Source organism: Microbacterium laevaniformans (assembly GCF_016907555.1).
GTDB classification, from domain to species: Bacteria; Actinomycetota; Actinomycetes; order Actinomycetales; family Microbacteriaceae; genus Microbacterium; species Microbacterium laevaniformans.
This window is the reverse complement of the sequence record NZ_JAFBCE010000001.1, coordinates 276,985-303,332: the sequence shown is the minus strand read 5'-3', so window position 1 is coordinate 303,332 and position 26,348 is coordinate 276,985. Positions and strand designations below refer to the sequence as shown.

Below are 26,348 nucleotides of genomic sequence, written 5' to 3'. Positions count from 1 at the left end.
GCTGTCTTCGAGTCGGACGGGATGCCGAGGCATCCGCCCGCTCGTTACTTCTCGACCGGTCTAGCGGTAGCGGTAGACGATGCGACCGCGCGTGAGGTCGTAGGGCGAGAGCTCCACGACGACGCGGTCTTCGGGGATGATGCGGATGTAGTTCTGCCGCATCTTGCCGGAGATCGTGGCGAGTACCTTGTGTCCGTTGGTGAGCTCAACGCGGAACATCGCGTTGGGCAGCGCTTCAGACACGACGCCCTCGATTTCGATGACACCGTCTTTCTTAGCCATGGCCTCGCTGACGCTTGTGCAGACCGGTCGGTCTGCGGTGAGTGGGATGTGGTGCGGCGACACGCCAATGAAGGCGCAAGGCACCAAAGATCCAGTGTACGTGATAGAGGGCCGCACGGCAAACTGCCGCGCGGCCCTCTCGCTCGTCTCAGACGCGCATCACGTGGTCAGCCCTTGAGGTTGGCGACGATGTCCGTCTGCGGGTTGAAGGTGACGTTCACGAAAGTACCGTTCACCACCAGCGTCGGTGTCCCCTTGGCGCCGTCGGGCAGGCCGTGCGCCTGGACGAACTTGATGTACGTGCCCGAGGTGATCGCCTTCTCGAGATCACTCGTGACGTTGACGCCCGCGCCCTTGGCGATCGAGACGATCTGGTCGTCCGAGAGACCGGGCGAGCTCTCCTGCGGCTGGTTCTGGAACATCGCCTCCATGAACGCATAGGCGTTGGCGGGGTCCGCCTCGGCGACGGCGAACATCGCACTGGCCGACCGGCTGGAGAACTTCGTTCCCTGCGACGCACGGTCGAGGATGGACACGGGGTGGATGTTGAGGGTGATCTTGTTGTCGGAGACGAGCTGCTTGATCGTCTCACCCTCGGTCTTCTCGAACTGGTTGCAGATCGGGCACATGAAGTCCACGTAGGTGTCGACGACGTCGGGGCCGCTGCCGAAGGAGATCGCACCGGTATCCGTGTTGATGTTGCTCGACGAAGGCTGCGCGCCGGGTCCGGAGCTGACGTTGTTCATCCACACGACAAGGCCGATGACCAGCGCGACCACGACGACGGCCGCCACGCTCACCCAGATCGCGAACCAGTTCCTCTTACCCGCTGCTGCCTGCGCCATAACCTCGATGCCTCTCCGATGTGCGGCTGTCGCCGCTGTTCTCCCATTCTGGCTCACACGGTCTTATGCGTTGCCCGTGAAAGCCGTGACTTCGCCCCCCACCCGTGCCGAACCGCTATCTCTTCCGCGAGCCGCCATGTCCTCGCGCGCCCTTTCGCGTCGGTTCGGCACGTTCGTAGCGGCTCGGCGTGACTCGTCAGCGTTGCGGATGGATGCCGAACGCGCGCAGTGGGGTGCCCTGGGGAGGAGCCTTCACGCACCCCGCGAGCCGCTCCTGCGACACCGGGAGGAGAGCGCTCAGGCGATGGGGGTGGGTGTGACGCCGAAGGGGGCGAGACCGGCGGCGCCGCCGTCGGCAGCGGTCAGCACCCAGATGCCGTTCTCGTGCACCGCGACGCTGTGCTCCCAGTGACTGCCGTCGCTGCCGTCGACGGTGGTGACCGTCCAGTCGTCGTCCTCGACGAAGGTCTCCTCAGAGCCGACGGTGACCATGGGCTCGATCGCGACGCACAGGCCCGGACGCACCGCGGGGCCGAGGTCGGACACCCGATAGTTGAAGATCGTCGGCCCCTCGTGCATCCGCCGGCCGATGCCGTGACCGACGTAATCGCGGAGGATGCCGTAGCTCTCCCCCGACCGCTCGATGTAGCCCTGGACCGCGTCGCCGATCTCGCCGACGCGCGACGCCGACGCGAGCGCGGCCACGCCCGCCCAGAGCGACCCTTCAGTCACCTGCGAGAGCCGCTCGCGCGATGCCCGTACGGCCGGGTCCCCGCCGGGAACGACGACGGTGATCGCCGAGTCGCCGTTCCAGCCTTTGAACTGCGCCCCCGCATCGATCGAGACGATGTCGCCCGCTTCGAGCACCCGCTCCCCGGGGATGCCGTGGACGACCTGGTCGTTGACCGAGATGCACGTCGTATGCCGGTACCCGCGCACGAGTTGGAAATTCGACTCGGCACCGCGGGCGAGGATGACCTCGGATGCCGCGGCATCCAGCTCAGCCGTGGTCACGCCCGGGGCGATCAGTGCACGCACGGCATCCAGCGCGGCCGCCGTGATCAGGCCCGGCTCGACCATCGAGCGCAGCTGCGCCGGCGTCTTGTACAAGGAGCGACGAAGTCCCATCAGGAGGCGGCGATGCCGCGAGCTTCCAGCGCGGCCTGAATCCGGGCGTAGACCTCGTCCAGCGACCCGACGCCGTCGATCTGATCGACGATGCCCCGCTCGCGGTAGAGATCGAGGATCGGCGCGGTCTCGGACTCGTAGATGGCCAGACGCTTCGCGATCGACTCGGCGTTGTCGTCGGCACGGCCCTGCTCGGTCGCCCGCAGCGACAGGCGCTGGATGGACTCGTCGCGCGGCACGACCAACTCGATCACCGCCGTGAGCGGCTCGCCCCGCTCATCGAGGAAGCCGTCGAGGTCGCCGACCTGGCCGAGGTTGCGCGGGTAGCCGTCCAGCAGGAAGCCGTTCGCGGCATCCGCCTGAGCGAGCCGGTCTCGGACGATCTCCCCCGTCAGGGTGTCCGGCACGAGGTCGCCAGCGTCGATGATCGCCTTGACCTTCAGGCCGAGCTCCGTGCCTTCCTTGACGTTGGCGCGGAACACGTCCCCCGTCGAGACAGCGGGAATGCCGAGGGCATCGGCGATGCGCACGCCCTGGGTGCCCTTGCCCGAGCCCTGCGGTCCGATGATGAGCAGTCGCGCAGCGGTCATCGCAGCAGCCCTTCGTAGTGGCGCTGCTGCAGCTGGGCGTCGATCTGCTTCACGGTCTCCAGACCCACACCGACGATGATGAGGATCGAGGCGCCGCCGAACGGGAAGTTCTGGTTGGCGCTGACCGTCGCGAGCGCCACCAGGGGCAGCAGGGCGATGAGACCGAGGTAGATCGAGCCGGGCAACGTGATGCGCGTCAACACGTAGTCGAGGTACTCGGCCGTCGGACGACCTGCACGGATGCCGGGGATGAACCCGCCGTACTTCTTCATGTTGTCGGCGACCTCGACGGGGTTGAAGGTGATCGCGACGTAGAAGTAGGTGAACCCGACGATGAGCAGGAAGTACAGCAGCATGTAGAGCGGGTGATCGCCCTTGGTGAGGTACTGCTGGATCCAGGTCACCCAGCCCGGGATGTTGCCGTTGGCGTCCGGCGTCTGATTGAACTGGGCTATCAGTGCCGGGATGTACAGCAGCGAGGAGGCGAAGATGACCGGCACGACGCCCGCCATGTTCACCTTGATCGGGATGTACGTGTTCGTGCCGCCGAGGGTGCGACGCCCGACCATGCGCTTGGCGTACTGCACGGGGATGCGCCGCTGCGACTGCTCGACGAAGACGACGAGAGCGACGACGACGATGCCGACGGCCAGCACGAGGAGGAAGACCTCGAAACCGCGCGACGTGGCGATGGCCCACATGGCCGCCGGGAACTGCGCCGCGATCGAGGTGAAGATGAGGATGGACATGCCGTTGCCCACGCCGCGCTCGGTGACGAGCTCGGCGAACCACATGATGAGACCGGTGCCGGCGGTCAGCGTGATGATCATCAGCAGCTGGGCCCACCACACATCGTTGGTCAGCAGCGCGTTGCACTCGGCGATGCCGGTCGTGCCGAAGAGCTGACCCGAACGTGCCACCGTCACCAGCGTGGTGGACTGCAGGAGCGCCAGCGCGATCGTCAGGTAGCGGGTGTACTGCGTGAGCTTGGCCTGACCGGCCTGCCCTTCTTTGTACAGCGCCTCGAAGTGCGGGATCACCACACGCAGCAGCTGCACGATGATCGTCGCGGTGATGTAGGGCATGACGCCCAGGGCGAAGATCGACAGCTGCAGGAGCGCGCCGCCGGAGAACAGGTTCACCAGCGACAGCAGGCCTTCGCTGGCCGAGCCCGTCTGCTGGAGGCAGGACTGCACGTTGGGGAAGCTCACGAAGGGCGCCGGAACGTGCGCACCGAGTCGGTAGATGGCGATGATCGCGAGGGTGAAGAAGATCTTCCGCCGGAGATCCGGGGTGCGGAAGACCCGCGCGATGGCGCTGACGGCGCTGAACAAGGGGATTTCCTCCAGAGAGCTGACCGGTGTCTCGATGCGGGTCCGAGGACACCGCTTCCAGAGTACGGCAACAGGGGCCGGAGGCTCGCCTCCGGCCCCTGCCGTGGAATTACTTGACCGAACCGCCTGCGGCGACGATCTTCTGCTCGGCCGAACCCGAGACCTTGTCGACGGCGACGGTGAGCTTGACCGAGATGTCGCCGGTGCCGAGCACCTTGACCTTCTCGTTCTTGCGCACGGCGCCCTTTGCGACGAGGTCGCTGACGGTGACATCGCCACCGGCCGGGTACAGCTCAGCCAGCTTGTCGAGGTTGACCACCTGGTACTCGACGCGGAACGGGTTCTTGAACCCGCGCAGCTTCGGCGTACGCATGTGCAGCGGCATCTGGCCGCCCTCGAAACCGACCTTCACCTGGTAACGGGCCTTCGTACCCTTGGTGCCACGACCGGCGGTCTTGCCCTTCGAGCCCTCACCGCGACCGACACGGGTCTTCGCGGTGTTGGAGCCCGGGACCGGACGCAGGTGGTGGACCTTGAGCACACCGGGGCGCGACACCTCGGCATCCGCCTTCTTGGCGGGAGCCTTCTTCGCGGCCGGCTTCTCGGCGGTCTTCTTGGCAGCCGGCTTCGCGGCGGCCTTCTTCTCGGTGTTCTTCACAGCGACCTCTTCGGTCGCCTTCTCAGCCTTCTCGGCCATCAGTCGATCTCCTCAACCTTGACGAGGTGGGCGACAGCCTTGACGTAGCCGCGCGTCTGCGCGTCGTCGGGACGGACGACCGAGTCGCCGATCCGCTTCAGGCCGAGCGAACGCAGCGTGTCACGCTGGTTCTGCTTCTCGCTCACCTTGGACTTGACCTGGGTCACCTTGAGACGCGCGGCCATCAGGCACCTACCTTCGCAGCGGCCGCGGCGTCAGCCTCGGCACGGATCAGACGGGCCGGAGCCACCTGGTCGAAGTCGAGACCGCGACGCGCGGCGACCGCGCGGGGCTCCTCGAGCTGCTTCAGCGCCTCGACGGTCGCGTGCACGATGTTGATCGTGTTCGACGAACCGAGCGACTTGGAGAGCACGTCGTGGATACCGGCGCACTCGAGCACGGCGCGCACCGGGCCACCGGCGATGACACCGGTACCGGCGGCGGCCGGACGCAGGAGCACGACACCGGCAGCGGCCTCACCCTGCACCGGGTGCGGAATGGACGAGCCGGTGCGGGGCACGCGGAAGAAGTTGCGCTTGGCCTCTTCGACACCCTTGGAGATGGCGAGGGGGACCTCACGCGCCTTGCCGTAGCCGACGCCGACGAGACCGTTGCCGTCACCCACGACGACGAGCGCCGTGAAGCTGAAGCGGCGACCGCCCTTGACGACCTTCGACACGCGGTTGATCGTCACGACGCGCTCGAGGAACTGGCTCTTCTCGGCGTCGCGCGAACCACGGTCGCGGTTGGGGTTGCGCTCGCGACCGCCGCGACGGGGCTCGCGGGCCTCGCGCTCGACGGGAGCGGTGGCCGCAGCCTGCTCGGTCACTTCGTTCTCCACATTCTGAGTAGTTGCATCGCTCACAGGTTCAGACCTCCCTCGCGGGCGCCCTCGGCGATCGCTGCGACACGGCCCGCGTAGCGGTTGCCACCGCGGTCGAACACGACGTCCGAGAAGCCGGCCGCCTTGGCGCGCTCGGCGACGAGCTCGCCGACCTTGCGGGCCTTGGCGGTCTTGTCACCGTCGAACGTGCGCAGGTCCGACTCGAGAGTCGACGCCGACGCGACGGTCACGCCCTTGCTGTCGTCCACGAGCTGGACGAAGACGTGGCGGGCCGAGCGGGTGACGACGAGGCGCGGACGGGCCCCGGTGCCCACGACCTTCTTGCGAAGGCGCAGGTGACGACGCGAACGCGCGTCGCTCTTCGACTTGACAGCCATGATTACTTACCAGCCTTTCCGGCCTTGCGGCGAACGACCTCGCCCGCGTAGCGCACACCCTTGCCCTTGTAGGGCTCGGGCTTGCGGATCTTGCGGATGTTCGCGGCGGCCTCACCGACGGCCTGCTTCGAGATGCCGCTGACGGTGAGCTTGTTGTTGCCCTCGACGGTCAGCGTGATGCCGGCCGGCGCCTCGACGAGAACGGGGTGCGAGAAGCCGAGCGCGAACTCGACCGCCGTCCCCTTCTGCGCGACGCGGTAACCGGTGCCGACGACCTCGAGGCCCTTGGTGTAGCCCTGGGTGACGCCGATGATGTTGTTGTTGATCAGGGTGCGGGTCAGTCCGTGCAGCGAACGCGACTCGCGCTCGTCGTCGGGACGGGAGACCAGAACCTGGTTCTCCTCGACCTTGACCTCGATGGGCTTGGAGACGGAGAGCGCGAGCTCGCCCTTCGGGCCCGTGACCGTGACATCCTGGCCGTCGACCGAAACGGTCACGCCGGCGGGGATGTCGATGGGAAGACGTCCAATACGCGACATGTCAGATCACCACACGTAGGCGAGGACTTCCCCACCCACGCCCTTCTGCTCTGCCTGGCGGTCGGTGAGAAGACCGGAGGAGGTGGACAGGATCGCGACGCCCAGGCCGCCGAGGACCTTGGGGATCTCGGTCGAGCGTGCGTACACGCGCAGGCCGGGCTTCGAGACGCGCTTGATGCCGGCGATCGACCGCTCGCGGTTCGGGCCGTACTTCAGCGTGAGGGTGAGGGTCTGGCCGACACGAGCGTCGGAGACCTCCCAGCCGGAGATGTAGCCCTCCTGCTGGAGGATCTCGGCGATGTGGGTCTTGAGCTTCGAGCTCGGCAGCGACACGGAGTCGTGGTGCGCCGAGTTCGCGTTGCGCAGACGGGTCAGCATGTCAGCGACCGGGTCTGTCATCGTCATTTCTTGGTTTCCTTTGTTCAGCGGTTTCGGATGCCGTTACACGACAGCCGACCTTCTTGATGGACCGACCGGAGAGGTCGGGGGGTGTCAGGCCTGGTTCTCGTCCGTCTTGAACGGGAAGCCCAGCTGGCGCAGCAGCGACCGGCCCTCGTCATCCGTCTTCGCCGTGGTGACGATCGTGATGTCGAAGCCGCGGACGCGGTCGATCTTGTCCTGGTTGATCTCGTGGAAGACCGACTGCTCCTGCAGACCGAACGTGTAGTTGCCGTGACCGTCGAACTGCTTGGGCGACAGGCCGCGGAAGTCGCGGATACGCGGCAGGGCGAGGTTCACGAGACGGTCCAGGAACTCCCAAGCACGGTCACCGCGGAGGGTGACGTGCGCACCGATGGCCTGGCCCTCGCGCAGCTTGAACTGCGCGATGGACTTGCGGGCCTTCGTGACGACCGGCTTCTGGCCGGTGATCTTGGTGAGGTCGTCGACCGCACCGTCGATCACCTTGGAGTCGCGAGCTGCCTCGCCGACACCGGTGTTCACGACGACCTTGACGATCCCGGGGATCTGCATGACGTTGGCGTAGCCGAACTCGTCCTGCAGGGCCTTCTTGATCTCGTCCTGGTACTTCTGCTTCAGGCGGGGCTGGATCTTGCCAGCCGCCGCGGCAGTGGTGCTGCTCATGTTCAGAGGTCCTTGCCGCTCTTCTTCGCGTAGCGCACGCGGACGGTGCGCTTCACGCCATCCTTCGTCTGCTCCTCGACACGGTGACCGACCTTGGTCGGCTTCTTGGTCGAGGGGTCGACGAGGGCGACGTTGGAGATGTGGATCGGGGCTTCCATCGTCTCGATGCCGCCCGTCCTGGTGCCGCGCTGGGACTGGCCCACGCGGTTGTGCTTCGTGACGTAGTTGACGCCCTCGACGATGACGCGGTTCTGCTCGACGAGAACGTCGAGGACCTTGCCCTGCTTGCCGCGGTCGCCGCCCTTGTCCTGCTTCTTGCCAGTGATGACCTGAACGAGGTCACCCTTCTTGATCTTGGCCATGAGGGTCAGATCACCTCCGGTGCGAGCGACACGATCTTCATGAACTTCTTGTCACGAAGCTCACGACCGACCGGTCCGAAGATGCGGGTGCCGCGGGGCTCCCCGTCGTTCTTCAGGATGACGGCGGCGTTCTCGTCGAACTTGATGTAGGAGCCGTCGGGACGACGGACCTCCTTCTTGGTACGGACGATGACGGCCTTGACCACATCGCCCTTCTTGACGTTGCCGCCGGGGATCGCGTCCTTGACGGTCGCGACGATGATGTCGCCGAGACCGGCATAACGGCGGTTGGAGCCGCCGAGCACACGGATCGTGAGCAGCTCCTTGGCGCCGGTGTTGTCGGCGACCTTGAGGCGGGACTCAGTCTGGATCATTTCTTACTTCGCCTTCTCGAGGATCTCGACCAGGCGCCACCGCTTGGTGGCGCTGAGCGGCCGGGTCTCGTTGATCAGCACGAGGTCGCCGATGCCGGCGCTGTTCTGCTCGTCGTGGGCCTTGACCTTCGACGTGCGACGGATGACCTTGCCGTACAGCGGGTGCTTCACGCGGTCTTCGACCTCGACGACGATCGTCTTGTCCATCTTGTCGCTGACGACGTAGCCACGACGCGACTTGCGGTAGCCACGGGCGTCCGCATCGCGCACGTCATGGGCAGCCGACTCGTGACCGGCAGCGGGCGCCTGAACGACGGCCTCGGCGGCCGGCGCCTTCTTGGCGGCCTTCTTCTCGGTGGTCTCAGCCATCACTCGGCCTCTTCCTTCGTGGCCTCGGCAGCGTCATCCGCCTTCTTGGCCTTGGTCTTCTTCGCCTTGGACGCGACCTCGACGGGGGCGGGCGTGGCACGGATGCCGAGCTCGCGCTCGCGGATCACGGTGTAGAGCCGCGCGATGTCGCGCTTGACGGCGCGGATGCGGCCGTGGCTCTCGAGCTGGCCGGTGGCCGACTGGAAGCGCAGGTTGAACAGCTCTTCCTTGGCCTTGCGCAGCTCTTCGACGAGGCGCTGGTCCTCGAACGTGTCCAGCTCGCTCGGAGCGAGCGTCTTGGTTCCGACGGCCATTACGCGTCGCCCTCCTCGCGCTTGATGATGCGTGCCTTCAGGGGCAGCTTGTGGATTGCACGGGTGAGCGCCTCGCGAGCGAGCTGCTCGTTGACGCCCGCGACCTCGAACAGGACGCGACCCGGCTTGACGTTGGCGACCCACCACTCCGGCGAACCCTTACCGGAACCCATGCGGGTTTCGGCCGGCTTCTTGGTCAGGGGACGGTCGGGGTAGATGTTGATCCACACCTTGCCGCCACGCTTGATGTGACGCGTCATCGCGATACGAGCGGACTCGATCTGACGGTTGGTCACATACGCGGGGGTGAGGGCCTGGATGCCGAACTCGCCGAAGGAGACCTTCGTGCCGCCGGTGGCCTGGCCCGCGCGACCCGGGTGGTGCTGCTTGCGGTACTTGACCTTACGGGGAATAAGCATTATGCCGATGCTCCTTCTGCGACGGGCGCCTCGTTGCGGGGCGCGCGACGACGGTCGCCACCACGGTCGTCACGACCGCGGGGTGCCTTCGGCGCGTTGGCCTGCTCGCGAGCGAGCTCCTTGTTGGTGAGGTCGCCCTTGTAGATCCAGACCTTCACACCGATGCGGCCGAAGGTGGTCTTGGCCTCGTAGAAGCCGTAGTCGATGTTCGCGCGCAGCGTGTGCAGCGGCACACGACCCTCGCGGTAGAACTCCGAACGGCTCATCTCGGCGCCGCCGAGACGACCCGAGACCTGGATGCGGATGCCCTTGGCGCCGGCGCGCTGTGCGCCCTGCAGACCCTTGCGCATCGCGCGGCGGAAGGCCACGCGGGCGGAGAGCTGCTCGGCGATGCCCTGGGCGACCAGCTGGGCGTCGGCCTCGGGGTTCTTGACCTCGAGGATGTTCAGCTGGATCTGCTTGCCCGTGAGCTTCTCGAGGTCGGCGCGGATGCGCTCGGCCTCGGCGCCGCGGCGGCCGATGACGATGCCGGGGCGGGCGGTGTGGATGTCGACGCGGACGCGATCACGCGTGCGCTCGATCTCGATGCCGCTCACGCCGGCGCGGTCCAGCTGCGTCTGCAGGAGCTTGCGGATCTTGACGTCCTCGGCCACGTAGTCGGCGTAACGCTGTCCCGGCTTCGTGGAGTCGGAGAACCAACGCGACACGTGGTCCGTGGTGATGCCGAGGCGGAAGCCGTACGGGTTGACCTTCTGTCCCATTACTTGCTCGCCTTCTTGTTCGTGGAGCCGGCCGCGGCCTCATCGACCTCGGGGGTCGCGAGCTCGACGGTGATGTGGCTCGTGCGCTTCTTGATCTGGAAGGCGCGGCCCTGTGCACGGGGCTGGAAACGCTTGAGCGTCGTGCCCTCGTCGACGTACGCGTTGCGCACGTACAGGTCCTGCTCGTCCAGGAACTCGCCGTCCTTGTCAGCCTTCACCCGGGCGTTGGCGACCGCAGCGGCGACGAGCTTGTAGATCGGCTCGCTGGCACTCTGGGGCGCGAACTTCAGGATGGCCAGGGCCTCCTGAGCCTGCTTGCCCTTGATCAGCGCGACGACACGACGAGCCTTCTGAGGGGTCACGCGGATGTGCTTGACGCGTGCGATGGAATCCACCATTTCTCTCCTCCTCTAGTCCTCTCTAGGAACGCCACCGCGTCAGCGGCGGCGACCCTTCTTGTCGTCCTTCTCGTGGCCGCGGAAGGTGCGGGTGGGCGCGAACTCGCCCAGCTTGTGACCGACCATGGTCTCGGACACGAACACGGGGATGTGCTTGCGTCCGTCGTGCACGGCGATGGTGTGTCCCAGCATGGCGGGGATGATCATCGAACGGCGCGACCAGGTCTTGATGACGTTCTTGGTGCCGGCATCGTTCTGCGAGACGACCTTGCGAAGCAGGTGCTCGTCGACGAAGGGGCCCTTCTTCAGGCTGCGAGGCATCTTCCTCTACTCCTACTTGCGCTTCTTGCCGGCGTTGCGACGACGGACGATGTACTTGTCGCTTTCCTTGTTGGCGTGGCGGGTGCGACCCTCAGCCTGGCCCCAAGGAGAGACGGGGTGACGTCCACCGGACGTCTTGCCCTCACCACCACCGTGCGGGTGGTCGACCGGGTTCATCGCGACACCGCGGACGGTCGGGCGGATGCCCTTCCAGCGGTTGCGGCCGGCCTTGCCCCAGTTGATGTTCGACTGCTCGGCGTTGCCGACCTCGCCGATCGTGGCGCGGCAGCGCGCGTCGACGTTGCGGATCTCGCCCGACGGCAGACGAAGCTGCGCGTAGGGGCCGTCCTTGGCGACCAGGCGAACCGACGCACCGGCCGAACGCGCCATCTTCGCGCCGCCGCCGGGGCGGAGCTCGATCGCGTGGATCACGGTACCGGTGGGGATGTTCTTCAGCGGCAGGTTGTTGCCCGGCTTGATGTCAGCGCCCGCACCGGACTCGACGATGTCGCCCTGCTGCAGCTTGTTCGGAGCGAGGATGTAACGCTTCTCGCCGTCCACGTAGTGCAGCAGCGCGATGCGCGCGGTGCGGTTGGGGTCGTACTCGATGTGCGCGACCTTGGCGTTGACGCCGTCCTTGTCATTGCGACGGAAGTCGATGACGCGGTACTGACGCTTGTGACCGCCACCGATGTGACGCGTGGTGATGCGCCCCTGGTTGTTGCGACCACCGGTCTTCGACAGCGGACGGAGCAGCGACTTCTCGGGCGTCGATCGCGTGATCTCGGCGAAGTCGGCCACCGACGAACCGCGGCGACCCGGGGTCGTGGGCTTGTACTTGCGAATAGCCATGTTGGTTGTCCTCTATCCCAGCTGTCAGCCGACGGCCGTGAAGATGTCGATGGTGCCCGACTTGAGCGTGACGATGGCGCGCTTGGTGTCCTTGCGCTTGCCGGTGCCGAAGCGGGTGCGGCGGGACTTGCCCGCGCGGTTGAGCGTGTTGACCGCAGCGACCTTGACGCCGAAGATCTTCTCGATCGCGAGCTTGATCTCGGTCTTCGAGGAGCGCGGGTCCACCAGGAAGGTGTACTTGCCCTCGTCGATGAGCCCGTAGCTCTTCTCCGAGACGACCGGCTTCAGGATGATGTCGCGCGGGTCCTTGTTGACGGAGACGTTCATGCCGAGACCTCCTCGGTGGTGGCGCTCTTGGACGCGACGAACGCGTCGTAGGCGGCCTTGGTGAAGACGATGTCGTCGGAGACGAGCACGTCGTAGGCGTTCAGCTGGTCGAAGCTGAGGACGTGGACGTACGCAAGGTTGCGCACGCTCTTGACCGCCAGCTCGTCACCGCGCTCGATGACGACCAGGACGTTCTTGGTCGGAGCGAGCTCGGCGAGGACGGCCGCAGCGGCCTTGGTCGACGGGGCGCCCTCGATGCCGAAGGAGTCCACCACGTGCAGACGACCACCGCGAGCACGGTCGCTCAGCGCGCCCAGGAGGGCGGCGGCGATCATCTTCTTGGGGGTGCGCTGCGAGTAGTCGCGCGGCTTCGGACCGTGGACGATGCCACCACCGGTCATGTGCGGCGCGCGGATGGAGCCCTGACGGGCGTTACCCGTGCCCTTCTGCTTGAAGGGCTTGCGGCCGGCACCGGAGACCTCGCCACGACGCTTGGTCGAGTGCGTGCCCTGGCGAGCCGCCGCGAGCTGCGCGACGACGACCTGGTGGATCAGCGGGATGTTCGTCTTGACGTCGAACAGCGCAGCGGGAAGGGCGACCGAGCCGGCCTTCTTGCCACTGGGGCTGTGGACGTCGAGCGCGAGAGTCGAGTCAGCCATGATCAGGCACCCTTCACTGCGTTGCGGACGTAGACGATGCGGCCACGCGCACCGGGGACGGCGCCCTTGACGAGCAGCAGACCCTTCTCGGCGTCGACGGCGTGCACCGTGAGGTTGAGGACGGTCACGCGCTCGCCACCCATACGGCCGGCCATGCGCATGCCCTTGAAGACGCGGCTCGGCGTCGACGAGGCGCCGATGGAGCCGGGCTTGCGGTGGTTGCGGTGCGCACCGTGCGAGGCGGAGACACCCTTGAAGTTGTGACGCTTCATGACACCCGCGGTGCCCTTGCCCTTGCTGGTGCCGACGACGTCGACCAGCTGGCCGGCCTCGAAGGTGGCGTCCACGGTGAGCTCCTGACCGAGTGAGTAGTCAGCGGCATCCGCGGTGCGCACCTCGGTGAGGTGGCGGCGGGGGGTCACACCCGCGGCCTCGAAATGGGCCGTCTGGGGCTTGTTGACCTTGCGGGGGTCGATCTGGCCGTAGGCGATCTGAACGGCGTTGTAGCCGTCACGCTCGGGCGTGCGCACCTGGGTGACCACGTTGGGGGCCACCTCGATGACGGTGACGGGAACGAGCTTGCCGTTCTCGTCCCAGACCTGGGTCATGCCGAGCTTCGTGCCGAGCAGGCCCTTGGAAACCTTTTCGTTGATGTGTGCCATGACCGGGACCTCAGAGCTTGATCTCGATGTTGACGTCGGCCGGGAGGTCGAGACGCATCAGCGAGTCGACGGCCTTGGGCGTCGGGTCGATGATGTCGATCAGGCGCTTGTGGGTGCGCATCTCGAAGTGCTCGCGGCTGTCCTTGTACTTGTGGGGCGACCGGATGACGCACACGACGTTCTTCTCGGTCGGAAGGGGCACGGGGCCCACAACGGTGGCGCCTGCGCGGGTCACCGTGTCGACGATCTTGCGCGCCGACGTGTCGATGACCTCGTGGTCATACGACTTCAGGCGAATGCGGATCTTCTGTCCCGCCATTGTCTGCTCACTCTCTTTCTCGCGTCGTACCTGCCCTGATCGCTCAGGGGGCATTGGACGCACATGGCACAGGGTTGTGCCGGGCACTTGCGCACCACTGTTCTGATGTCAGTTCCGATCGTTCGCGCGCACGCGGGCGAATCCTGTTTCCAGGAGAGATCGGATTGTGTTGTTCTGCTGCCCGCGGCCTAGGTCAGTGCGCTTTTCCGAAGAGGATGCGCCGCCTATGCACTGCCCTGGCAGTGATCCCGCACGTCGCTGACGCGCACGCAGGAATGTGGAACTGGTCTAGTCTACGTGTCCGCCGGGCGTGTCGCAAACCCGGGCGTGTCGCGCCGGGATGCCGGGCGTTGCCCTGGTCCCTCGCCGTGCGCGGCAGACACAAAAAGGGGAGGGGTGGGCCCTTGGGGAAAGCCCACCCCTCCCGGTCTCCGCGGGACGCGCGACCCCCCGACCGCGCGCCCCGGGTCTCAGCGCGCCGCGTCCCCCCGACGCGATGGCGCAGCGTTCAGAACGACGCGCAGGCGCGGACGACCGCGATGAGGACGCCCCCCGGCATCCACATCGACGGCGAATCGTCCATCGCCGGCAGGAGCCAGGGAGACGCGGTCGGAAACGCCGAACCGCGACGAGTGCGCTCGGGTCCCCCGAACAGCATCCCCCATACATCCACGAGCAGCGCTCATGCCCCCACAACCTGTCACCGTGCACACGCGCAGACTCTGCGCGATGCGGCGGAACGAACCCCCACAGTTCATTCAGTCGGTTTTCAGCCCCCCGGCGTCGTACTGACCACTGCTGACGCTAGAGGGTGCACGACCCAGCGTCAAGCCGGTTTTGATCTCGTTTTCGACACGGTGCGACGCCCCGTCGGACCCGCTCGCAGCTCACGTGCCGATCGCGCCGTCGACCTGGTCGCGGACCTCGCCGACCTTCGCGTCGAACTGGTCTGGCGCGACCTTCTTCACGACGTCGGCGGCCACGTCGAGGACGCTGTCGCTGACCTCCTCGGCCTTGTCCGAGTGGATCACCTCGTCGATCTTGTCCTTGTTCTGCTCCAGGAACTGCTTGCCTTGATTCACGATGTCATCCAGCCCCATGGCCGTCCCCCTCCTGTTCGATCGATGTCGTGCGGAGCGCACTGAGGACATTCTGGCGACGCCGGCGCCTGCTGCCTAGAGGCGTGCCCCCGCGGAGACGACGATGCCCCCGGGAGCACGTGGCTCCCGGGGGCATCGAGGGTGTGAAGTGCTTACTTCAGGATCTTCGTGACGGTACCGGCACCGACGGTGCGGCCACCCTCACGGATCGCGAAGCCGAGGCCCTCTTCCATGGCGATCGGCTGGATGAGCTCGACCGTCATCTCCGTGGTGTCGCCGGGCATGACCATCTCGGTGCCCTCGGGCAGCGTGATGACGCCGGTGACGTCGGTGGTGCGGAAGTAGAACTGCGGGCGGTAGTTCGTGAAGAACGGGTTGTGACGGCCACCCTCCTCCTTGGAGAGGATGTACGCGGTGCCCTCGAAGTCGGTGTGCGGCGTGACCGAACCCGGCTTGGCGACGACCTGACCACGCTCGACGTCGTCACGCTTGGTGCCGCGAAGCAGCAGACCACAGTTCTCGCCGGCCCAGGCCTCGTCGAGCTGCTTGTGGAACATCTCGATACCGGTGACGATCGTCTTCTGCGTCGGGCGGATGCCGACGATCTCGACCTCGGAGTTGATGGCCAGCGTGCCACGCTCGGCGCGGCCCGTGACGACCGTGCCACGACCGGTGATCGTGAAGACGTCCTCGATGGGCATGAGGAAGGGCTTGTCCTTGTCGCGCACCGGGTCCGGGATGGACTCGTCGACGGCGTTCATCAGCTCGACGATCGACTCGACCCACTTCTCGTCGCCCTCGAGAGCCTTCAGGCCCGAGACTCGAACGACCGGGGCGTTGTCGCCGTCGAAGTCCTGCGAGCTGAGCAGCTCACGGACCTCGAGCTCGACGAGCTCCAGGATCTCCTCGTCGTCGACCATGTCGCTCTTGTTGAGCGCCACGAGCAGGTAGGGCACGCCGACCTGCTTGGCGAGCAGCACGTGCTCGCGCGTCTGCGCCATCGGGCCGTCGGTGGCGGCGACCACGAGGATCGCGCCGTCCATCTGAGCGGCACCGGTGATCATGTTCTTGATGTAGTCGGCGTGGCCGGGCGCGTCGACGTGCGCGTAGTGGCGCTTCGGGGTCTCATACTCGACGTGCGAGATGTTGATCGTGATACCACGCTGACGCTCTTCGGGAGCCGAGTCGATCGACGCGAAGTCACGCTGCACGTTGGTCGCCGACGGGTACTTGTCGGCGAGCACCTTCGAGATCGCAGCGGTGAGCGTGGTCTTGCCGTGGTCGACGTGACCGATCGTTCCGATGTTGACGTGCGGCTTGGTCCGCTCGAACTTGGCCTTGGCCACTGGGTCCTCCTCAGGACGTTCATGTAGAGGTTCCGGTCGCTGGATTGCGACCGGTGCTCTACGGGGATGGGTGTCAGTCTAGACGACTGGGTCTGTATTCAGTTTGTGCGGCGTTTCGACTCGGCCCTGCGGGCCTCGCTCAACGACCGGGCGGGTGGTTACTCGCCCTTGTTCTTCTGGACGATCTCGTCGGCGACGGCCTTGGGGACCTCCGCGTACGAGTCGAACTCCATCGAGTACACGGCCCGACCCGAGGTCTTCGAGCGCAGGTCGCCGATGTAGCCGAACATCTCCGACAGCGGGACGAGGGCGCGCACGATCTTGATGCCCGACCCGTCCTCCATCGACTGGATCTGGCCACGACGCGAGTTCAGGTCGCCGATGACGTCGCCCATGTACTCCTCGGGCGTGCGCACCTCGACCGCCATGAGCGGCTCGAGGATGGCGGGGTTCGCCTTGCGGATGGCCTCCTTGAAGCCCATGGAACCGGCGATCTTGAACGCCATCTCGGACGAGTCGACGTCGTGCGAGGCACCGTCGAGCAGGATCGCCTTGACACCGACGACGGGGTAGCCGGCGAGGACACCCACGTTCATCGCGTCCTGGAAGCCCTGGTTGGTCGGCTCGATGTACTCGCGCGGGATACGGCCACCGGTGACCTTGTTCTCGAACTCGTACGTCTTGTCGGCCGTGACCTCGAGCGGCTCGAGCGCGAACTGGATCTTCGCGAACTGACCCGAACCACCGGTCTGCTTCTTGTGGGTGTAGTCGTGACGCTCGACGGCCTTCTTGATCGTCTCGCGGTACGCCACCTGCGGCTTTCCGACGTTGGCCTCGACCTTGAACTCGCGCTTCATGCGGTCGACGAGGATGTCGAGGTGCAGCTCGCCCATGCCCTTGATGACCGTCTGACCGGTCTCGGGGTTGAGCTCGGTGCGGAAGGTCGGGTCCTCTTCGGCCAGCTTCTGGATCGCGGTGCCCAGCTTCTCCTGGTCGGCCTTGGTCTTCGGCTCGATGGCGACCTCGATGACGGGCTCGGGGAAGGTCATCGACTCGAGGACGACGGGCTCGTTCGGGTCGGCGAGGGTGTCACCGGTGGTGGTGTCCTTCAGGCCGATCACGGCGTAGATGTTGCCCGCGGTGACCGAGTCGACCGGGTTCTCCTTGTTGGCGTGCATCTGGAAAATCTTCCCGATGCGCTCCTTCTTGCCCTTGGTCGAGTTGATGACCTGCGCGCCCGAGTCGAGGTGACCCGAGTAGACGCGGATGTAGGTCAGGCGACCGAAGAACGGGTGCACGGCGACCTTGAAGGCGAGCGCCGCGAACGGGTCGTTGGCGTCGGGGTGACGCTCGATGATCTTCTCTTCGTCCTTGGGGTCGTGCGCCTCGATGGCGGGCACGTCCAGGGGCGAGGGCAGGTAGTCCACGACCGCGTCGAGCATCGGCTGCACGCCGCGGTTCTTGAACGCCGAGCCACAGAGCACCGGGTACAGCTCGCCGGCGACGGTGAGCTTGCGGATGGCGCCCTTGATCTCGGCGAGCGTGAGCTCCTCGCCACCGAAGTACTTCTCCAGCAGCGCCTCGTCGGACTCGGCGACCGTCTCGAGCAGCTTCTCGCGGTACTCGGCAGCACGGTCGGCGAGGTCGGCCGGGATCTCCTGGACCTCGTACTTGGCGCCCATGGTCACATCGCCCTTGGCGTCGCCGGGCCACACCAGTGCGCGCATCTCGACGAGGTCGATGACACCCAGGAAGTCGTTCTCGGCGCCGATCGGAAGCTGAAGCACGAGGGGCTTGGCGCCCAGGCGGTTCACGATCGTGTCGACGGTGAAGTAGAAGTCGGCGCCCAGCTTGTCCATCTTGTTGACGAAGCAGATGCGGGGCACGTCGTACTTGTCGGCCTGGCGCCACACCGTCTCGGACTGGGGCTCGACGCCCTCCTTGCCGTCGAACACGGCCACGGCGCCGTCGAGGACGCGCAGCGAGCGCTCGACCTCGACCGTGAAGTCCACGTGTCCGGGGGTGTCGATGATGTTGATCTGGTGCTTGTTCCAGAAGCAGGTCACGGCGGCGGACGTGATCGTGATGCCGCGCTCCTTCTCCTGCTCCATCCAGTCGGTGGTCGAGGCGCCGTCGTGGGTCTCGCCCAGCTTGTGGTTGACACCCGTGTAGAACAGGATGCGCTCGGTCGTCGTCGTCTTGCCGGCATCGATGTGCGCCATGATGCCGATGTTGCGGACCTTGTTGAGGTCGGTGAGCACTTCTTGTGCCACGGGGTGTCCTTACGTGTGGTGTGACGGATGTCGTGGGGTGGCCAGCCGGGTGCGTACCCGGCCGGCCACCGAATCGCCGCTGGTTACCAGCGGTAGTGCGCGAAGGCGCGGTTCGACTCGGCCATCTTGTGGGTGTCTTCGCGGCGCTTGACCGCGGCACCCAGGCCGTTCGAGGCGTCGAGGATCTCGTTCTGCAGACGCTCGGTCATCGTCTTCTCACGACGACCCTTCGCGTAGCTGACGAGCCAGCGCAGCGCGAGCGTGTTCGCGCGGTGCGGCTTGACCTCGACCGGCACCTGGTAGGTCGAGCCACCGACGCGGCGGCTCTTGACCTCGAGGGTGGGGCGGACGTTGTCGAGCGCCTTCTTGAGCGTTGCGACGGCATCCTGGCCGTTCTTCGCCTCGACGCCCTTGAGGGCGTTGTAGACGATCGACTCGGCCAGCGACTTCTTGCCGTCGACGAGGATCTTGTTCACCAGCTGGGTGACGATCGGAGCACCGTAGACCGGGTCGTTGACGACGACGCGGCGGGGTGCGGGTCCCTTGCGAGGCATCGGACTCAGCCCTTCTTGGCGCCGTAGCGGCTACGGGCCTGCTTGCGGTTCTTGACTGCCTGGGTGTCCAGGGCGCCGCGAACGATCTTGTAGCGGACACCGGGGAGGTCCTTGACACGGCCTCCACGGACGAGCACGAGCGAGTGCTCCTGCAGGTTGTGGCCCTCACCCGGGATGTAGGCCGTGACCTCGGTGCCGTTGCGAAGCTTGACACGGGCGACCTTGCGCATGGCCGAGTTCGGCTTCTTGGGCGTGGTCGTGTACACGCGGGTGCAGACACCCGCCTGCTGCGGGTTCGCCTTCAGGGCGGGCGCCTTGGTCTTGGTGACCTTGGGCGTACGTCCCTTGCGAACCAACTGCTGAATGGTTGGCACGTTCTCTCCTTGTAAAGCTGTGCCGGCTCTCGCCTGCACAGGTGCTGCACGGTGACAGCGATGGTGGCTTCACCACAGATCCACCGGCGCGGCGGATGCCGAGCATTGGGTGGTGGATATGCCGTGGGGGCGGCCTGTTCGCAGACCGGTCCCGATCGTGTGCCGAACCCCGTCCGGATGCCGTGGCACGGCGGACGGCGCGCGTATACGCACACCCGGTCAATACTACGCCGTATGACGAACTCGGGCAAACGCGCCCGGTGAGTCGCGCTCTGCTCTCGCGACGCTCGTCTCAGCGTTCGATGCGCGCGAGGTGGAACTCCTCGTCGCCGAGGAAGAACCGCTCCCCCGCGTCGATCTTCGAGCCCGGCTCCACCTCGACCTCCTCGCCCATGAAGGTGCGAACGAGCACCCCGTTCGTCGAGGCCAGATCGGTGATCGTCCAGACCTCGTCGTGCCGTTCGAGACGGGCGTGGGTCTTGGACACGGTGAGGGCCTCGCCGGCAACGGCGATGAGCTGGGCCTTCGGGAAGGCCGCGTCGGCGGCCGGGCGGCGCCCGAGGATGACGACGTCTGCCGTGATCGCGACCGGCGCACCGGATGCCGGGACGAGCTGCCACACCGCCGCGCGAACCCGCCGCGTGATGACCGTCTGGTCGATGTCGTCGTCGGCGCTCTCGCCGCGGAGGTGCTGGGCGGCGACCGCGCCCGCGGCCGAACGCGGCGATCCCGCAGCCGGAGAGCCGATGACCGCCGACACCTCGCCCGACAGCTCCGGGAAGCCGTCGGGCTCGTTCGGAGCGACCGCGAACGCCGGCCACGGTCGCGCGCGGCGCAGCGGCGGCTCCGCCGCGTCGGGCGTGACCTCGGGCGCGGGGGCGGGGTCCGCTGCGGGGGCGGGCGCGGACCCGGGTGCCGCGGAGACAGGGATGTCCGAGGCCGTGTCGGCCGAGGGGCCATGCGAGGCGCGCGCCGCCGCTGCGGCGGCGGACACCCGCGGCGCGGGTGCCTCGGCCCCCGTCGCCTCGGCGGCGTCGTGCGGCGACGGCAGCGCGGTGCTGCGGCGGCCCGGCACGAAGTCGATGGGCGCATCGTCGGTGACCGGCGGCATGGCGTGGCGCCAGCCGGCGCCCGAGCTGGGCGGGAACGGGGACGGCGCGATCGCCGAGACGTCGTCGATCTCCGATGGCCAGGCCGCGTCGTCGTCGACGGCTTCTCCGGCGCGGACGGCGGCGGATGCCGACACGGGCGCCGGCGCCGGCGGGCGGACCACGGCGGCCGGCGACGGCGACGGCGACGGCGACGCGGCAGGATCATCGAGCGCATCGGCGTCGACGGCTCCCGCGGCGCGCGCGGTGGGGACCGCGTCTGCGGAGGGCGGCGCTGCGGGCGGTGCGGCTGCGGGCGACGCGGGCGAGGGCGGCACCGTCGTCTCCGGCGGTGTCCACGCCGGCGCGGCGGCGGCCTCCGGGGGCGCGAAGAGCCGTGCCAGGTCGTCGTCGTCCTCGCGCGCCCCCTCGGAGCGCCCGGCGGGCGCGGCCGCGTCGGGCGCTGCCGCCAGGGGCGCCGGCCCCGGAGGCAGCTCAGACACGACCGCGGCCTCCTGCGGGGTCGGCGCCAGGTCGGCGAACACTCCCCCGAGGCTCGCGCGGGGCTGCTCGCGCGAGGCCGCCGCCGCGCCGCTCGCGCGCGCGCCGAGCCACCGCGAGGGTCCGAAACCGAGGATGCTCGCCCAGACGACGAACAGCACCGCCGCGAGGACGGTCATGCCACCGCCGTATCCGAAGCCCGGATTGATCCGGTGAGCCGAGATGATCACCAGCACCCACAGCGCGATCGGCCCGAGCACCGGAAACAGACCGATCAGGATGAGCCACGGACTGAACCCTCCCCACCCGAGCACGGTGGCGACGTTGAGGACGGGCACCCACCCCTTGTAGGGGGCCTCGCCCATCTTGCGGAACATCGCGGCCAGGGCCAGGGCGGTCCAGACGTACAGGGCGAGGCCCGCCGCGAGGGCGACGAGGCCCAGCAGAGCGCCGACGGAGTCGCCGATGGGTGCGTTCATGCGGTGCGCCGCGGGCGCGAGGCCGCGCGGCTCCCCCTCTCGAAGTGTGACCGGAACGATCGCGGGACGAACGATCTCAACGATACGGCTGCACGCAGCCGGCGCCACCTGCTCGTCGTGAGCGCAGCACGCTCGTCCTCGACGATCCGCCAGAACTCATCGGCCTCGTCGGGGGCCATCGGGCGGGCGGAGAACACCGCTTCGTCGGCGGTGCGCGCCAGCGTGCCCGCCGCCGGACGCGCGAGCGCCTGTGCGATCTCGGAACGCGTGGCGGCCGGTGGCGGGCGGCGACCGGCGTCGACCGCGACATCGAGGTACTCGTCCCACCCCCCGGCGATCGCGTCGGCGGGACGGTCCTGGCGCCGCCGCCGGCGCCGCCGCAGCGCCTTGGCGATCACGATCGCCGCGAACGGACCGGCGAGCACGAGCAGAACCGCCAGGACACCTCCCGTTATGCCCAGCGTCGTCCACAGCCAGCGCAGGTCGAGAGGGTCGGAGCGGTCGGTCGGCGCGGCACTGTCTTCCTGCGCGGGACGCTGGGGCTGCACCTCGTCGACCCCGTCGGGGCGCACCGAGGTGGCGATCTGGGGGTCGGGCTGCTCGGTGCGCTCGGTGCGCGGCGGGCGCACGTGCTGGGGGGTGACGTCGACCGGGATCCAGTCCCCCGACGCGACGCGCACCTCCACCCACGCCGAGACGTCGCCGGCGCGACACACCCCGCCGGCGCAGGTCGCGGCATCCGGGTCGCTCGACGTGAGGCGCGTGCCGACGACCACCCGCGCCGGAAAGCCCAGCTCACGGGCGATGAGGGCGACGGCGGCCGAGAACTGCTCGTCGTCGCCGACGGCGGCCACGAGGTCGTCCGCGGCGACGGCGGCGGGGTCGGCCTCGCGGGCCAGCAGCGCCGTGAACATGGCGTCGATGCGCGCCAGCGAGTGTCCCGACGCGCTCGGTGCGAAGGTGTAGCCCGCCCCGAGCTGCTGCATCCAGGCGGCGCCGACAGCGGGCGGGCGCAGCGCGTGGCTCAGGTAGCCGCGGGAGCGCAGCAGCGTGACCAGGCCGTCCAGAGCCGCCCCGCCCGTGCCGACGGCATGCTGCTGCACCCAGGTGCGCAGGCTCGCCGGTGCCACGAGTTCGCTGCCGTCGGCGGCGGTCACCGACACTCCCGCCTGCCCACCGGGAGCAGTGACCGAAGACAGGGCGCTCACCGCCGGCGCGGCAGCGCGGAGACGGTAGGTGTCACCGGCGCTCCAGGGGGCCGTCTCGACCGCCGCCTCCCGTGCGCCGCTCACGTAGAAGCCGTCGGCCAGTGCGGCGGCGCGCGGCCCGGCGAAGTCGACGGATGCCACGGCTCCGGCCGTCGGCATCCAGATGCCGTCCAGCGCGCCGATCGTCACCTCGGCGTCGATGGGAGCCCCCTCACCGAGGACGCGTGCCGCGGCGAGCCGCACGAACGGCTCGCCGGCCGGGTCGGTGCGCCAGACCGCGCCGTCGTAATCGTCCAGAACAGCCAGTCGCACCCGGTCGGGAAGAGCGTCGCCGGTGACCCGGAACAGTTCTTCGTCGACGCGCGCGTCGGCGAACAGCGTCCGATACGAGCTCAACGGGCTGATCGCGCGGGAGATCTCCTGCCGGGGCCCCGTCGCCTCGCGCAGCACGTCGCGCTGCGTCGGCACCGCCACCGCCGGCACCGAGACGGCGACGGCCGCGGCGACGGCGACCATGCCGAACCCGAGCCCGAGCCGGCGCAGTCGCGGGCCCGCTCCCCGCGCGGCGTCGCCGGCCACTCGCACGCGAGCCGCGCCCGACCCTCGTCGAAGGGCCTGCACGCGCGCGGCGCGGCTGCGCCACGACAACCACAGCACGCCGGTCAGCAGCACTCCCGCTCCCACGGCCGCCTCGACCGGGGCAGGAAGGACGAGGGGGCCCACGACCAGGGGGGCGCTGACCTCGGTGCTGCCGAACAGCAGCCCGAAGCCGGCCATCGCGATCGCGACGGGCACGGCGAGCACGGCGAGCGCGTCCCTGCGCCAGCTCAGCAGCAGGACGCTGGCCGTACCGACCAGGAACACCACGAGCGCGGGCACCAGCAGGTTGCGATACGACCCGACCGGCAGGTCGACGGTGAGCAGGTCCTTCCAGCCCCACAGCAGTCCCGTGACGAGATCGCCCAGTCCCTGGAGGAACGGTGCCGGCGCCCCCGCACGGGAGGGGACGGCCAGGGGCACTCCCGCCACGAGGACGGCGCCGGCGAGCAGTCCGGCCGCGGCCCAGCCGCTCCACCGTCGCCAGGCGACGAGGGCCGCGATGGCCGCGGCGAGCACGGATGCCGCGGCCACCAGCAGCAGGAACGATCCGGACCGGTAGATGGGCCACGCCGCGACGGCGGCCAACACCACGGCGGCGAGCGCGTAGAGCGCGCCGGCCACGACCCTCACGAGCGCGCTCCGCGCAGGAGCAGTCCGGCGAGGTCCTCGAGCGCACCGATGGTCACGACGGTGAGCGGACCGACCGTCTGTGCGCGCGGGTGGGCGCGCTCGTCGCAGCGGACGGCGATGACCGCGGCATCCACCGGAAAGGCCAGCGTCGCCAGGCGCAGAGCCGCGAGAGGAACGCCCGAGCCGGCGACGAGGACAGCGACCGAGAGCCGTTCGTTGGCCTCGGCGGTCAGCCGGCACACCTCCGGGAACGGCATCGTCTCGACGAGGCGATCGACGCCGCTGAAGCCGTCGAGCACGGCGCGCGGGGCGCCCGCGGCGATGTGGCGGATGGCGCGCAGGCGCCCCCGGACGACGCGCGGGATCTCGGCACCGACGACGATGTCGAGGTCGCGCGCGTCGTGCACGGCGCGCAGGGCCAGGGAGGATGCCGCGCTGACGGCGAGTTCGAACTCGTCTTCGGATGCGTACTCCGCGCTCGACAGTCCCAGCACGACCGCCATCCGCGAGCGGCGCGACTCCTCGTACTGCCGGACCATGAGCCGGCCCGTCTTCGCCGTTGACTTCCAATGGATCTGGCGGCGGGCATCACCGGGCGCGTACTCGCGGATCGCGTGGAAGGACATGTCCGCATCGACGAGGCGCCGCGTCGCACTGCCGTCGAGGTCGCGGATGAGTCCGGCGCTGGTGGACGGCACGGCGACGGTGCGCGGGTGGACGAACAGCTCCTGTACGTCGTCGAAAGCATGCTCGCGGCGCAGCAGCCCCAGCGGATCGGAGCGGATCGTGGTCGCCGGACCGATGCGCACGATGCCGCGACGCTGCGGCGGCAGGTCCACCGCGTGACGGGAGACCTCGTCGGCGGCGAGGAGCGGAACGCCGAATTCGACCAGTCCGGGCCCGATCGGGATGTCGATGCGGCCGGGCAATGCCGTGGCGCGCCCGATGTTGCGCACGACGACGGTCGCCCGCGCCGCCACCCCCGCGACGACGCGCTCCCGGTCGAGCACGAGGCGCACCTCGTACGTGCGGGCACCGAGGAGGAACGGCAGGGCCATGGCGAGCAACGCCGCCGCGGCCGCGCCGGCGACGAGGGCCTCGACCCATCCGAACGCGAGCCCGGCCGAGAGGCCTGCGGTCGCCGTCAGCACCGCCAGGGCCCCGGCGGGCCTGATCGTCGCGCGGCACCACGCGGTGGCGGCGCGGACGGCCGCGCGCCCGCTCGCCCAGGCCCGCGAGGCGCGGACGGCCGCGCCCACGAGGCGACGGCCGCGGCGCGCCGTGACCTCGGTCCGCTCGCCGGTGAGTCCGGTGGCCGAGGTGCGCGTGAGCCGGGTGTCGGTCACGGACGAGCGGCTCTCGACGCTGCTCACGCGCTGTCCCGGCGGGTGGGCGGCGGCACGTCGAGAAGGACCTGGCCGATGACTGCCTCGGGGGCCACACCGTCGAACTCGGCCTCCGCATGCAGGATCAGCCGGTGGGCGAGAACCGGGACGGCGAGACGCTTGACGTCGTCGGGAGTGACGTAGGTGCGACCGTGGGCGGCGGCGGTGGTGCGCGCGGCACGCGTCAGGGCGAGGGCCCCGCGGATGCTGACGCCGAGGCGCACCTCGTCAGCGGCTCGTGTCGCATCGACGAGCCGCGCGATGTAGTCGAGCACGAGCGCGTCCACGTAGACGTCAGCGGCCAGTTCGCTCATACCGACCAGCGCGCCCGGAGTGAGCACGGGCGCCAGCTCCGCGGTCGCGACCGCGGCGCGATCGAGGATGCGGACGGTCGCCGCATGATCGGGGTAGCCGAGCGCCGTGCGCAGCAGGAAGCGGTCGAGCTGGGCCTCGGGCAGTCGGTAGGTACCGGCCTGCTCGACCGGGTTCTGCGTGGCGAGCACGAGGAAGGGGGCGCCGACGGCGCGCGTGACGCCGTCGATGGTCACGCTCCCCTCCTCCATCACTTCGAGCAGCGCGGCCTGCGTCTTCGGACTCGCGCGGTTGATCTCGTCGGCGAGGACGATGTTGGCGAAGATGGGGCCGGGGTGGAACTCGAACGCGCCGGTCTTCTGGTCGTAGACGGTGATTCCGGTGATGTCGCCCGGAAGCAGGTCGGGGGTGAACTGGATGCGGGTCGTCGTCCCCTGCACCGACTGGGCCACGGCGCGAGCGAGGGAGGTCTTCCCCGTGCCCGGCACGTCCTCGACGAGCACGTGTCCTTCGCTGAGCATGGCGGTCAGGATGAGCTCGACGACGTGACGCTTGCCGAGCACGGCGCGCTCGACGTTGTCGGCCAGTTGCGCGAAGGTCTGGGCGAACCAGGTCGCCTGCTCGGTGGTGATCGTCATGAGG

General features: G+C 68.4%; 34 protein-coding genes. All 34 read right to left on the bottom strand.

Annotation, left to right across the window (positions count from 1 at the left end; genetic code table 11):
• Positions 1-60: 60 nt before the first annotated feature.
• The 34 genes from infA to JOE53_RS01170 all read right to left on the bottom strand — a co-directional run bounded on the left by infA (position 61) and on the right by JOE53_RS01170 (position 26,344).
• On the bottom strand, positions 61-282 hold the full coding sequence (gene infA / locus JOE53_RS01335) for a translation initiation factor IF-1 (protein ID WP_005050493.1): 222 nt from the start codon (positions 280-282) through the stop codon (positions 61-63).
• A gap of 167 nt (positions 283-449) precedes the next feature.
• Positions 450-1,127 carry a DsbA family protein gene (locus tag JOE53_RS01330; RefSeq protein ID WP_204946513.1) on the bottom strand — a complete coding sequence of 226 codons (678 nt, stop codon included), beginning with the start codon at positions 1,125-1,127 and terminating at the stop codon, positions 450-452.
• Between the two features lie 297 nt (positions 1,128-1,424).
• The gene (map, locus tag JOE53_RS01325) at positions 1,425-2,255 is read right to left on the bottom strand and encodes a type I methionyl aminopeptidase (RefSeq protein ID WP_005050495.1); all 831 of its coding nucleotides are present in this window, start codon (positions 2,253-2,255) and stop codon (positions 1,425-1,427) included.
• Positions 2,255-2,845, bottom strand: coding sequence for an adenylate kinase (locus tag JOE53_RS01320; protein ID WP_005050496.1), 591 nt, complete (start codon positions 2,843-2,845; stop codon positions 2,255-2,257). The genes map and JOE53_RS01320 overlap by 1 nt, the downstream gene beginning before the upstream one ends.
• Positions 2,842-4,179 (bottom strand): preprotein translocase subunit SecY, encoded by a 1,338-nt coding sequence (gene secY / locus JOE53_RS01315; protein WP_036284611.1) that lies wholly within the window; start codon positions 4,177-4,179, stop codon positions 2,842-2,844. Before secY ends, JOE53_RS01320 begins: the two co-directional genes overlap by 4 nt.
• 109 nt (positions 4,180-4,288) lie before the next feature.
• Positions 4,289-4,876, bottom strand: a complete 588-nt coding sequence (rplO, locus tag JOE53_RS01310) for a 50S ribosomal protein L15 (protein ID WP_005050498.1) — start codon at positions 4,874-4,876, stop codon at positions 4,289-4,291.
• Positions 4,876-5,061: a 50S ribosomal protein L30 gene (gene rpmD / locus JOE53_RS01305; RefSeq protein ID WP_005050499.1), complete on the bottom strand. Its 186-nt coding sequence runs from the start codon at positions 5,059-5,061 to the stop codon at positions 4,876-4,878. The genes rplO and rpmD overlap by 1 nt, the downstream gene beginning before the upstream one ends.
• On the bottom strand, positions 5,061-5,741 hold the full coding sequence (gene rpsE, locus JOE53_RS01300; protein WP_016463567.1) for a 30S ribosomal protein S5: 681 nt from the start codon (positions 5,739-5,741) through the stop codon (positions 5,061-5,063). Before rpsE ends, rpmD begins: the two co-directional genes overlap by 1 nt.
• The gene (rplR, locus tag JOE53_RS01295; protein WP_204946512.1) at positions 5,738-6,097 is read right to left on the bottom strand and encodes a 50S ribosomal protein L18; all 360 of its coding nucleotides are present in this window, start codon (positions 6,095-6,097) and stop codon (positions 5,738-5,740) included. Before rplR ends, rpsE begins: the two co-directional genes overlap by 4 nt.
• 2 nt (positions 6,098-6,099) lie before the next feature.
• Positions 6,100-6,636 carry a 50S ribosomal protein L6 gene (rplF, locus tag JOE53_RS01290; RefSeq protein WP_016463568.1) on the bottom strand — a complete coding sequence of 179 codons (537 nt, stop codon included), beginning with the start codon at positions 6,634-6,636 and terminating at the stop codon, positions 6,100-6,102.
• Between the two features lie 6 nt (positions 6,637-6,642).
• Positions 6,643-7,041: a 30S ribosomal protein S8 gene (rpsH, locus tag JOE53_RS01285; protein ID WP_005050503.1), complete on the bottom strand. Its 399-nt coding sequence runs from the start codon at positions 7,039-7,041 to the stop codon at positions 6,643-6,645.
• Between the two features lie 87 nt (positions 7,042-7,128).
• Positions 7,129-7,719 carry a 50S ribosomal protein L5 gene (rplE, locus tag JOE53_RS01280; RefSeq protein WP_016463569.1) on the bottom strand — a complete coding sequence of 197 codons (591 nt, stop codon included), beginning with the start codon at positions 7,717-7,719 and terminating at the stop codon, positions 7,129-7,131.
• Between the two features lie 2 nt (positions 7,720-7,721).
• Complete coding sequence (gene rplX, locus JOE53_RS01275; RefSeq protein WP_061683043.1) at positions 7,722-8,081, bottom strand: 50S ribosomal protein L24; 360 nt, start codon at positions 8,079-8,081, stop codon at positions 7,722-7,724.
• Between the two features lie 5 nt (positions 8,082-8,086).
• On the bottom strand, positions 8,087-8,455 hold the full coding sequence (rplN, locus tag JOE53_RS01270; RefSeq protein ID WP_005050506.1) for a 50S ribosomal protein L14: 369 nt from the start codon (positions 8,453-8,455) through the stop codon (positions 8,087-8,089).
• A 3-nt stretch (positions 8,456-8,458) separates the two neighbouring features.
• Entirely contained in the window at positions 8,459-8,824 is a 366-nt protein-coding gene (gene rpsQ / locus JOE53_RS01265; RefSeq protein WP_016463571.1) for a 30S ribosomal protein S17, read from the bottom strand.
• On the bottom strand, positions 8,824-9,138 hold the full coding sequence (rpmC, locus tag JOE53_RS01260) for a 50S ribosomal protein L29 (protein ID WP_005050508.1): 315 nt from the start codon (positions 9,136-9,138) through the stop codon (positions 8,824-8,826). The genes rpsQ and rpmC overlap by 1 nt, the downstream gene beginning before the upstream one ends.
• Entirely contained in the window at positions 9,138-9,557 is a 420-nt protein-coding gene (rplP, locus tag JOE53_RS01255; protein WP_016463572.1) for a 50S ribosomal protein L16, read from the bottom strand. The genes rpmC and rplP overlap by 1 nt, the downstream gene beginning before the upstream one ends.
• Positions 9,557-10,318: a 30S ribosomal protein S3 gene (rpsC, locus tag JOE53_RS01250; protein WP_016463573.1), complete on the bottom strand. Its 762-nt coding sequence runs from the start codon at positions 10,316-10,318 to the stop codon at positions 9,557-9,559. Before rpsC ends, rplP begins: the two co-directional genes overlap by 1 nt.
• Complete coding sequence (rplV, locus tag JOE53_RS01245; protein WP_016463574.1) at positions 10,318-10,716, bottom strand: 50S ribosomal protein L22; 399 nt, start codon at positions 10,714-10,716, stop codon at positions 10,318-10,320. Before rplV ends, rpsC begins: the two co-directional genes overlap by 1 nt.
• A gap of 39 nt (positions 10,717-10,755) precedes the next feature.
• Positions 10,756-11,037, bottom strand: a complete 282-nt coding sequence (rpsS, locus tag JOE53_RS01240) for a 30S ribosomal protein S19 (protein ID WP_005050512.1) — start codon at positions 11,035-11,037, stop codon at positions 10,756-10,758.
• 12 nt (positions 11,038-11,049) lie between these two features.
• Positions 11,050-11,889 carry a 50S ribosomal protein L2 gene (gene rplB / locus JOE53_RS01235; protein ID WP_005050513.1) on the bottom strand — a complete coding sequence of 280 codons (840 nt, stop codon included), beginning with the start codon at positions 11,887-11,889 and terminating at the stop codon, positions 11,050-11,052.
• A gap of 24 nt (positions 11,890-11,913) precedes the next feature.
• On the bottom strand, positions 11,914-12,216 hold the full coding sequence (rplW, locus tag JOE53_RS01230; RefSeq protein ID WP_005050515.1) for a 50S ribosomal protein L23: 303 nt from the start codon (positions 12,214-12,216) through the stop codon (positions 11,914-11,916).
• Entirely contained in the window at positions 12,213-12,875 is a 663-nt protein-coding gene (gene rplD / locus JOE53_RS01225; RefSeq protein ID WP_005050517.1) for a 50S ribosomal protein L4, read from the bottom strand. The genes rplW and rplD overlap by 4 nt, the downstream gene beginning before the upstream one ends.
• A gap of 2 nt (positions 12,876-12,877) precedes the next feature.
• Positions 12,878-13,537 carry a 50S ribosomal protein L3 gene (gene rplC, locus JOE53_RS01220; RefSeq protein ID WP_005050519.1) on the bottom strand — a complete coding sequence of 220 codons (660 nt, stop codon included), beginning with the start codon at positions 13,535-13,537 and terminating at the stop codon, positions 12,878-12,880.
• A gap of 10 nt (positions 13,538-13,547) precedes the next feature.
• Complete coding sequence (gene rpsJ / locus JOE53_RS01215; protein ID WP_005050520.1) at positions 13,548-13,856, bottom strand: 30S ribosomal protein S10; 309 nt, start codon at positions 13,854-13,856, stop codon at positions 13,548-13,550.
• Between the two features lie 887 nt (positions 13,857-14,743).
• Positions 14,744-14,956: a hypothetical protein gene (locus JOE53_RS01210; RefSeq protein ID WP_204946511.1), complete on the bottom strand. Its 213-nt coding sequence runs from the start codon at positions 14,954-14,956 to the stop codon at positions 14,744-14,746.
• Positions 14,957-15,108: 152 nt separating this feature from the next.
• The gene (tuf, locus tag JOE53_RS01205; protein ID WP_204946510.1) at positions 15,109-16,302 is read right to left on the bottom strand and encodes an elongation factor Tu; all 1,194 of its coding nucleotides are present in this window, start codon (positions 16,300-16,302) and stop codon (positions 15,109-15,111) included.
• Positions 16,303-16,460: 158 nt separating this feature from the next.
• Positions 16,461-18,575 carry an elongation factor G gene (gene fusA, locus JOE53_RS01200; RefSeq protein ID WP_204946509.1) on the bottom strand — a complete coding sequence of 705 codons (2,115 nt, stop codon included), beginning with the start codon at positions 18,573-18,575 and terminating at the stop codon, positions 16,461-16,463.
• An 83-nt stretch (positions 18,576-18,658) separates the two neighbouring features.
• Positions 18,659-19,129, bottom strand: coding sequence for a 30S ribosomal protein S7 (gene rpsG, locus JOE53_RS01195; protein WP_005050524.1), 471 nt, complete (start codon positions 19,127-19,129; stop codon positions 18,659-18,661).
• A gap of 5 nt (positions 19,130-19,134) precedes the next feature.
• Positions 19,135-19,503, bottom strand: a complete 369-nt coding sequence (gene rpsL / locus JOE53_RS01190) for a 30S ribosomal protein S12 (protein WP_005050525.1) — start codon at positions 19,501-19,503, stop codon at positions 19,135-19,137.
• A 292-nt stretch (positions 19,504-19,795) separates the two neighbouring features.
• Complete coding sequence (locus JOE53_RS01185; protein ID WP_204946508.1) at positions 19,796-21,571, bottom strand: FHA domain-containing protein; 1,776 nt, start codon at positions 21,569-21,571, stop codon at positions 19,796-19,798.
• Complete coding sequence (locus JOE53_RS01180) at positions 21,568-24,000, bottom strand: transglutaminase domain-containing protein (RefSeq protein WP_325168436.1); 2,433 nt, start codon at positions 23,998-24,000, stop codon at positions 21,568-21,570. Before JOE53_RS01180 ends, JOE53_RS01185 begins: the two co-directional genes overlap by 4 nt.
• Positions 24,001-24,005: 5 nt before the next feature.
• Positions 24,006-25,355: a DUF58 domain-containing protein gene (locus JOE53_RS01175; protein ID WP_271170991.1), complete on the bottom strand. Its 1,350-nt coding sequence runs from the start codon at positions 25,353-25,355 to the stop codon at positions 24,006-24,008.
• Between the two features lie 23 nt (positions 25,356-25,378).
• Positions 25,379-26,344 carry an AAA family ATPase gene (locus tag JOE53_RS01170; RefSeq protein WP_204946505.1) on the bottom strand — a complete coding sequence of 322 codons (966 nt, stop codon included), beginning with the start codon at positions 26,342-26,344 and terminating at the stop codon, positions 25,379-25,381.
• Positions 26,345-26,348 lie beyond the last annotated feature (4 nt).

Bases quoted from the DNA above. Each gene is read 5' to 3' on its own strand.
- rplC (WP_005050519.1), bottom strand. From the start codon at position 13,537: ATGGCACACATCAACGAAAAGGTTTCCAAGGGCCTGCTCGGCACGAAG.
- rpmC (WP_005050508.1), bottom strand. From the start codon at position 9,138: ATGGCCGTCGGAACCAAGACGCTCGCTCCGAGCGAGCTGGACACGTTC.
- rplP (WP_016463572.1), bottom strand. From the start codon at position 9,557: ATGCTTATTCCCCGTAAGGTCAAGTACCGCAAGCAGCACCACCCGGGT.
- rplD (WP_005050517.1), bottom strand. From the start codon at position 12,875: ATGGCTGACTCGACTCTCGCGCTCGACGTCCACAGCCCCAGTGGCAAG.
- rpmD (WP_005050499.1), bottom strand. From the start codon at position 5,061: ATGGCCGCGCGTCTCAAGGTGACCCAGGTCAAGTCCAAGGTGAGCGAG.
- rpsC (WP_016463573.1), bottom strand. From the start codon at position 10,318: ATGGGACAGAAGGTCAACCCGTACGGCTTCCGCCTCGGCATCACCACG.
- JOE53_RS01330 (WP_204946513.1), bottom strand. From the start codon at position 1,127: ATGGCGCAGGCAGCAGCGGGTAAGAGGAACTGGTTCGCGATCTGGGTG.
- map (WP_005050495.1), bottom strand. From the start codon at position 2,255: ATGGGACTTCGTCGCTCCTTGTACAAGACGCCGGCGCAGCTGCGCTCG.
- rpsQ (WP_016463571.1), bottom strand. From the start codon at position 8,824: ATGGCTGAGACCACCGAGAAGAAGGCCGCCAAGAAGGCGCCGGCCGCC.
- JOE53_RS01320 (WP_005050496.1), bottom strand. From the start codon at position 2,845: ATGACCGCTGCGCGACTGCTCATCATCGGACCGCAGGGCTCGGGCAAG.
- rplE (WP_016463569.1), bottom strand. From the start codon at position 7,719: ATGAGCAGCACCACTGCCGCGGCGGCTGGCAAGATCCAGCCCCGCCTG.
- JOE53_RS01170 (WP_204946505.1), bottom strand. From the start codon at position 26,344: ATGACGATCACCACCGAGCAGGCGACCTGGTTCGCCCAGACCTTCGCG.
- rpsS (WP_005050512.1), bottom strand. From the start codon at position 11,037: ATGCCTCGCAGCCTGAAGAAGGGCCCCTTCGTCGACGAGCACCTGCTT.
- rplR (WP_204946512.1), bottom strand. From the start codon at position 6,097: ATGGCTGTCAAGTCGAAGAGCGACGCGCGTTCGCGTCGTCACCTGCGC.
- rplN (WP_005050506.1), bottom strand. From the start codon at position 8,455: ATGATCCAGACTGAGTCCCGCCTCAAGGTCGCCGACAACACCGGCGCC.
- rplX (WP_061683043.1), bottom strand. From the start codon at position 8,081: ATGGCCAAGATCAAGAAGGGTGACCTCGTTCAGGTCATCACTGGCAAG.
- infA (WP_005050493.1), bottom strand. From the start codon at position 282: ATGGCTAAGAAAGACGGTGTCATCGAAATCGAGGGCGTCGTGTCTGAA.
- rplW (WP_005050515.1), bottom strand. From the start codon at position 12,216: ATGAACGTCTCCGTCAACAAGGACCCGCGCGACATCATCCTGAAGCCG.
- rpsG (WP_005050524.1), bottom strand. From the start codon at position 19,129: ATGCCTCGCAAGGGACCCGCACCCCGCCGCGTCGTCGTCAACGACCCG.
- rplO (WP_005050498.1), bottom strand. From the start codon at position 4,876: ATGGCCGAGAAGGCTGAGAAGGCGACCGAAGAGGTCGCTGTGAAGAAC.
- rpsH (WP_005050503.1), bottom strand. From the start codon at position 7,041: ATGACGATGACAGACCCGGTCGCTGACATGCTGACCCGTCTGCGCAAC.
- rplV (WP_016463574.1), bottom strand. From the start codon at position 10,716: ATGGTGGATTCCATCGCACGCGTCAAGCACATCCGCGTGACCCCTCAG.
- JOE53_RS01185 (WP_204946508.1), bottom strand. From the start codon at position 21,571: ATGAACGCACCCATCGGCGACTCCGTCGGCGCTCTGCTGGGCCTCGTC.
- rpsJ (WP_005050520.1), bottom strand. From the start codon at position 13,856: ATGGCGGGACAGAAGATCCGCATTCGCCTGAAGTCGTATGACCACGAG.
- rplF (WP_016463568.1), bottom strand. From the start codon at position 6,636: ATGTCGCGTATTGGACGTCTTCCCATCGACATCCCCGCCGGCGTGACC.
- JOE53_RS01210 (WP_204946511.1), bottom strand. From the start codon at position 14,956: ATGGGGCTGGATGACATCGTGAATCAAGGCAAGCAGTTCCTGGAGCAG.
- rplB (WP_005050513.1), bottom strand. From the start codon at position 11,889: ATGGCTATTCGCAAGTACAAGCCCACGACCCCGGGTCGCCGCGGTTCG.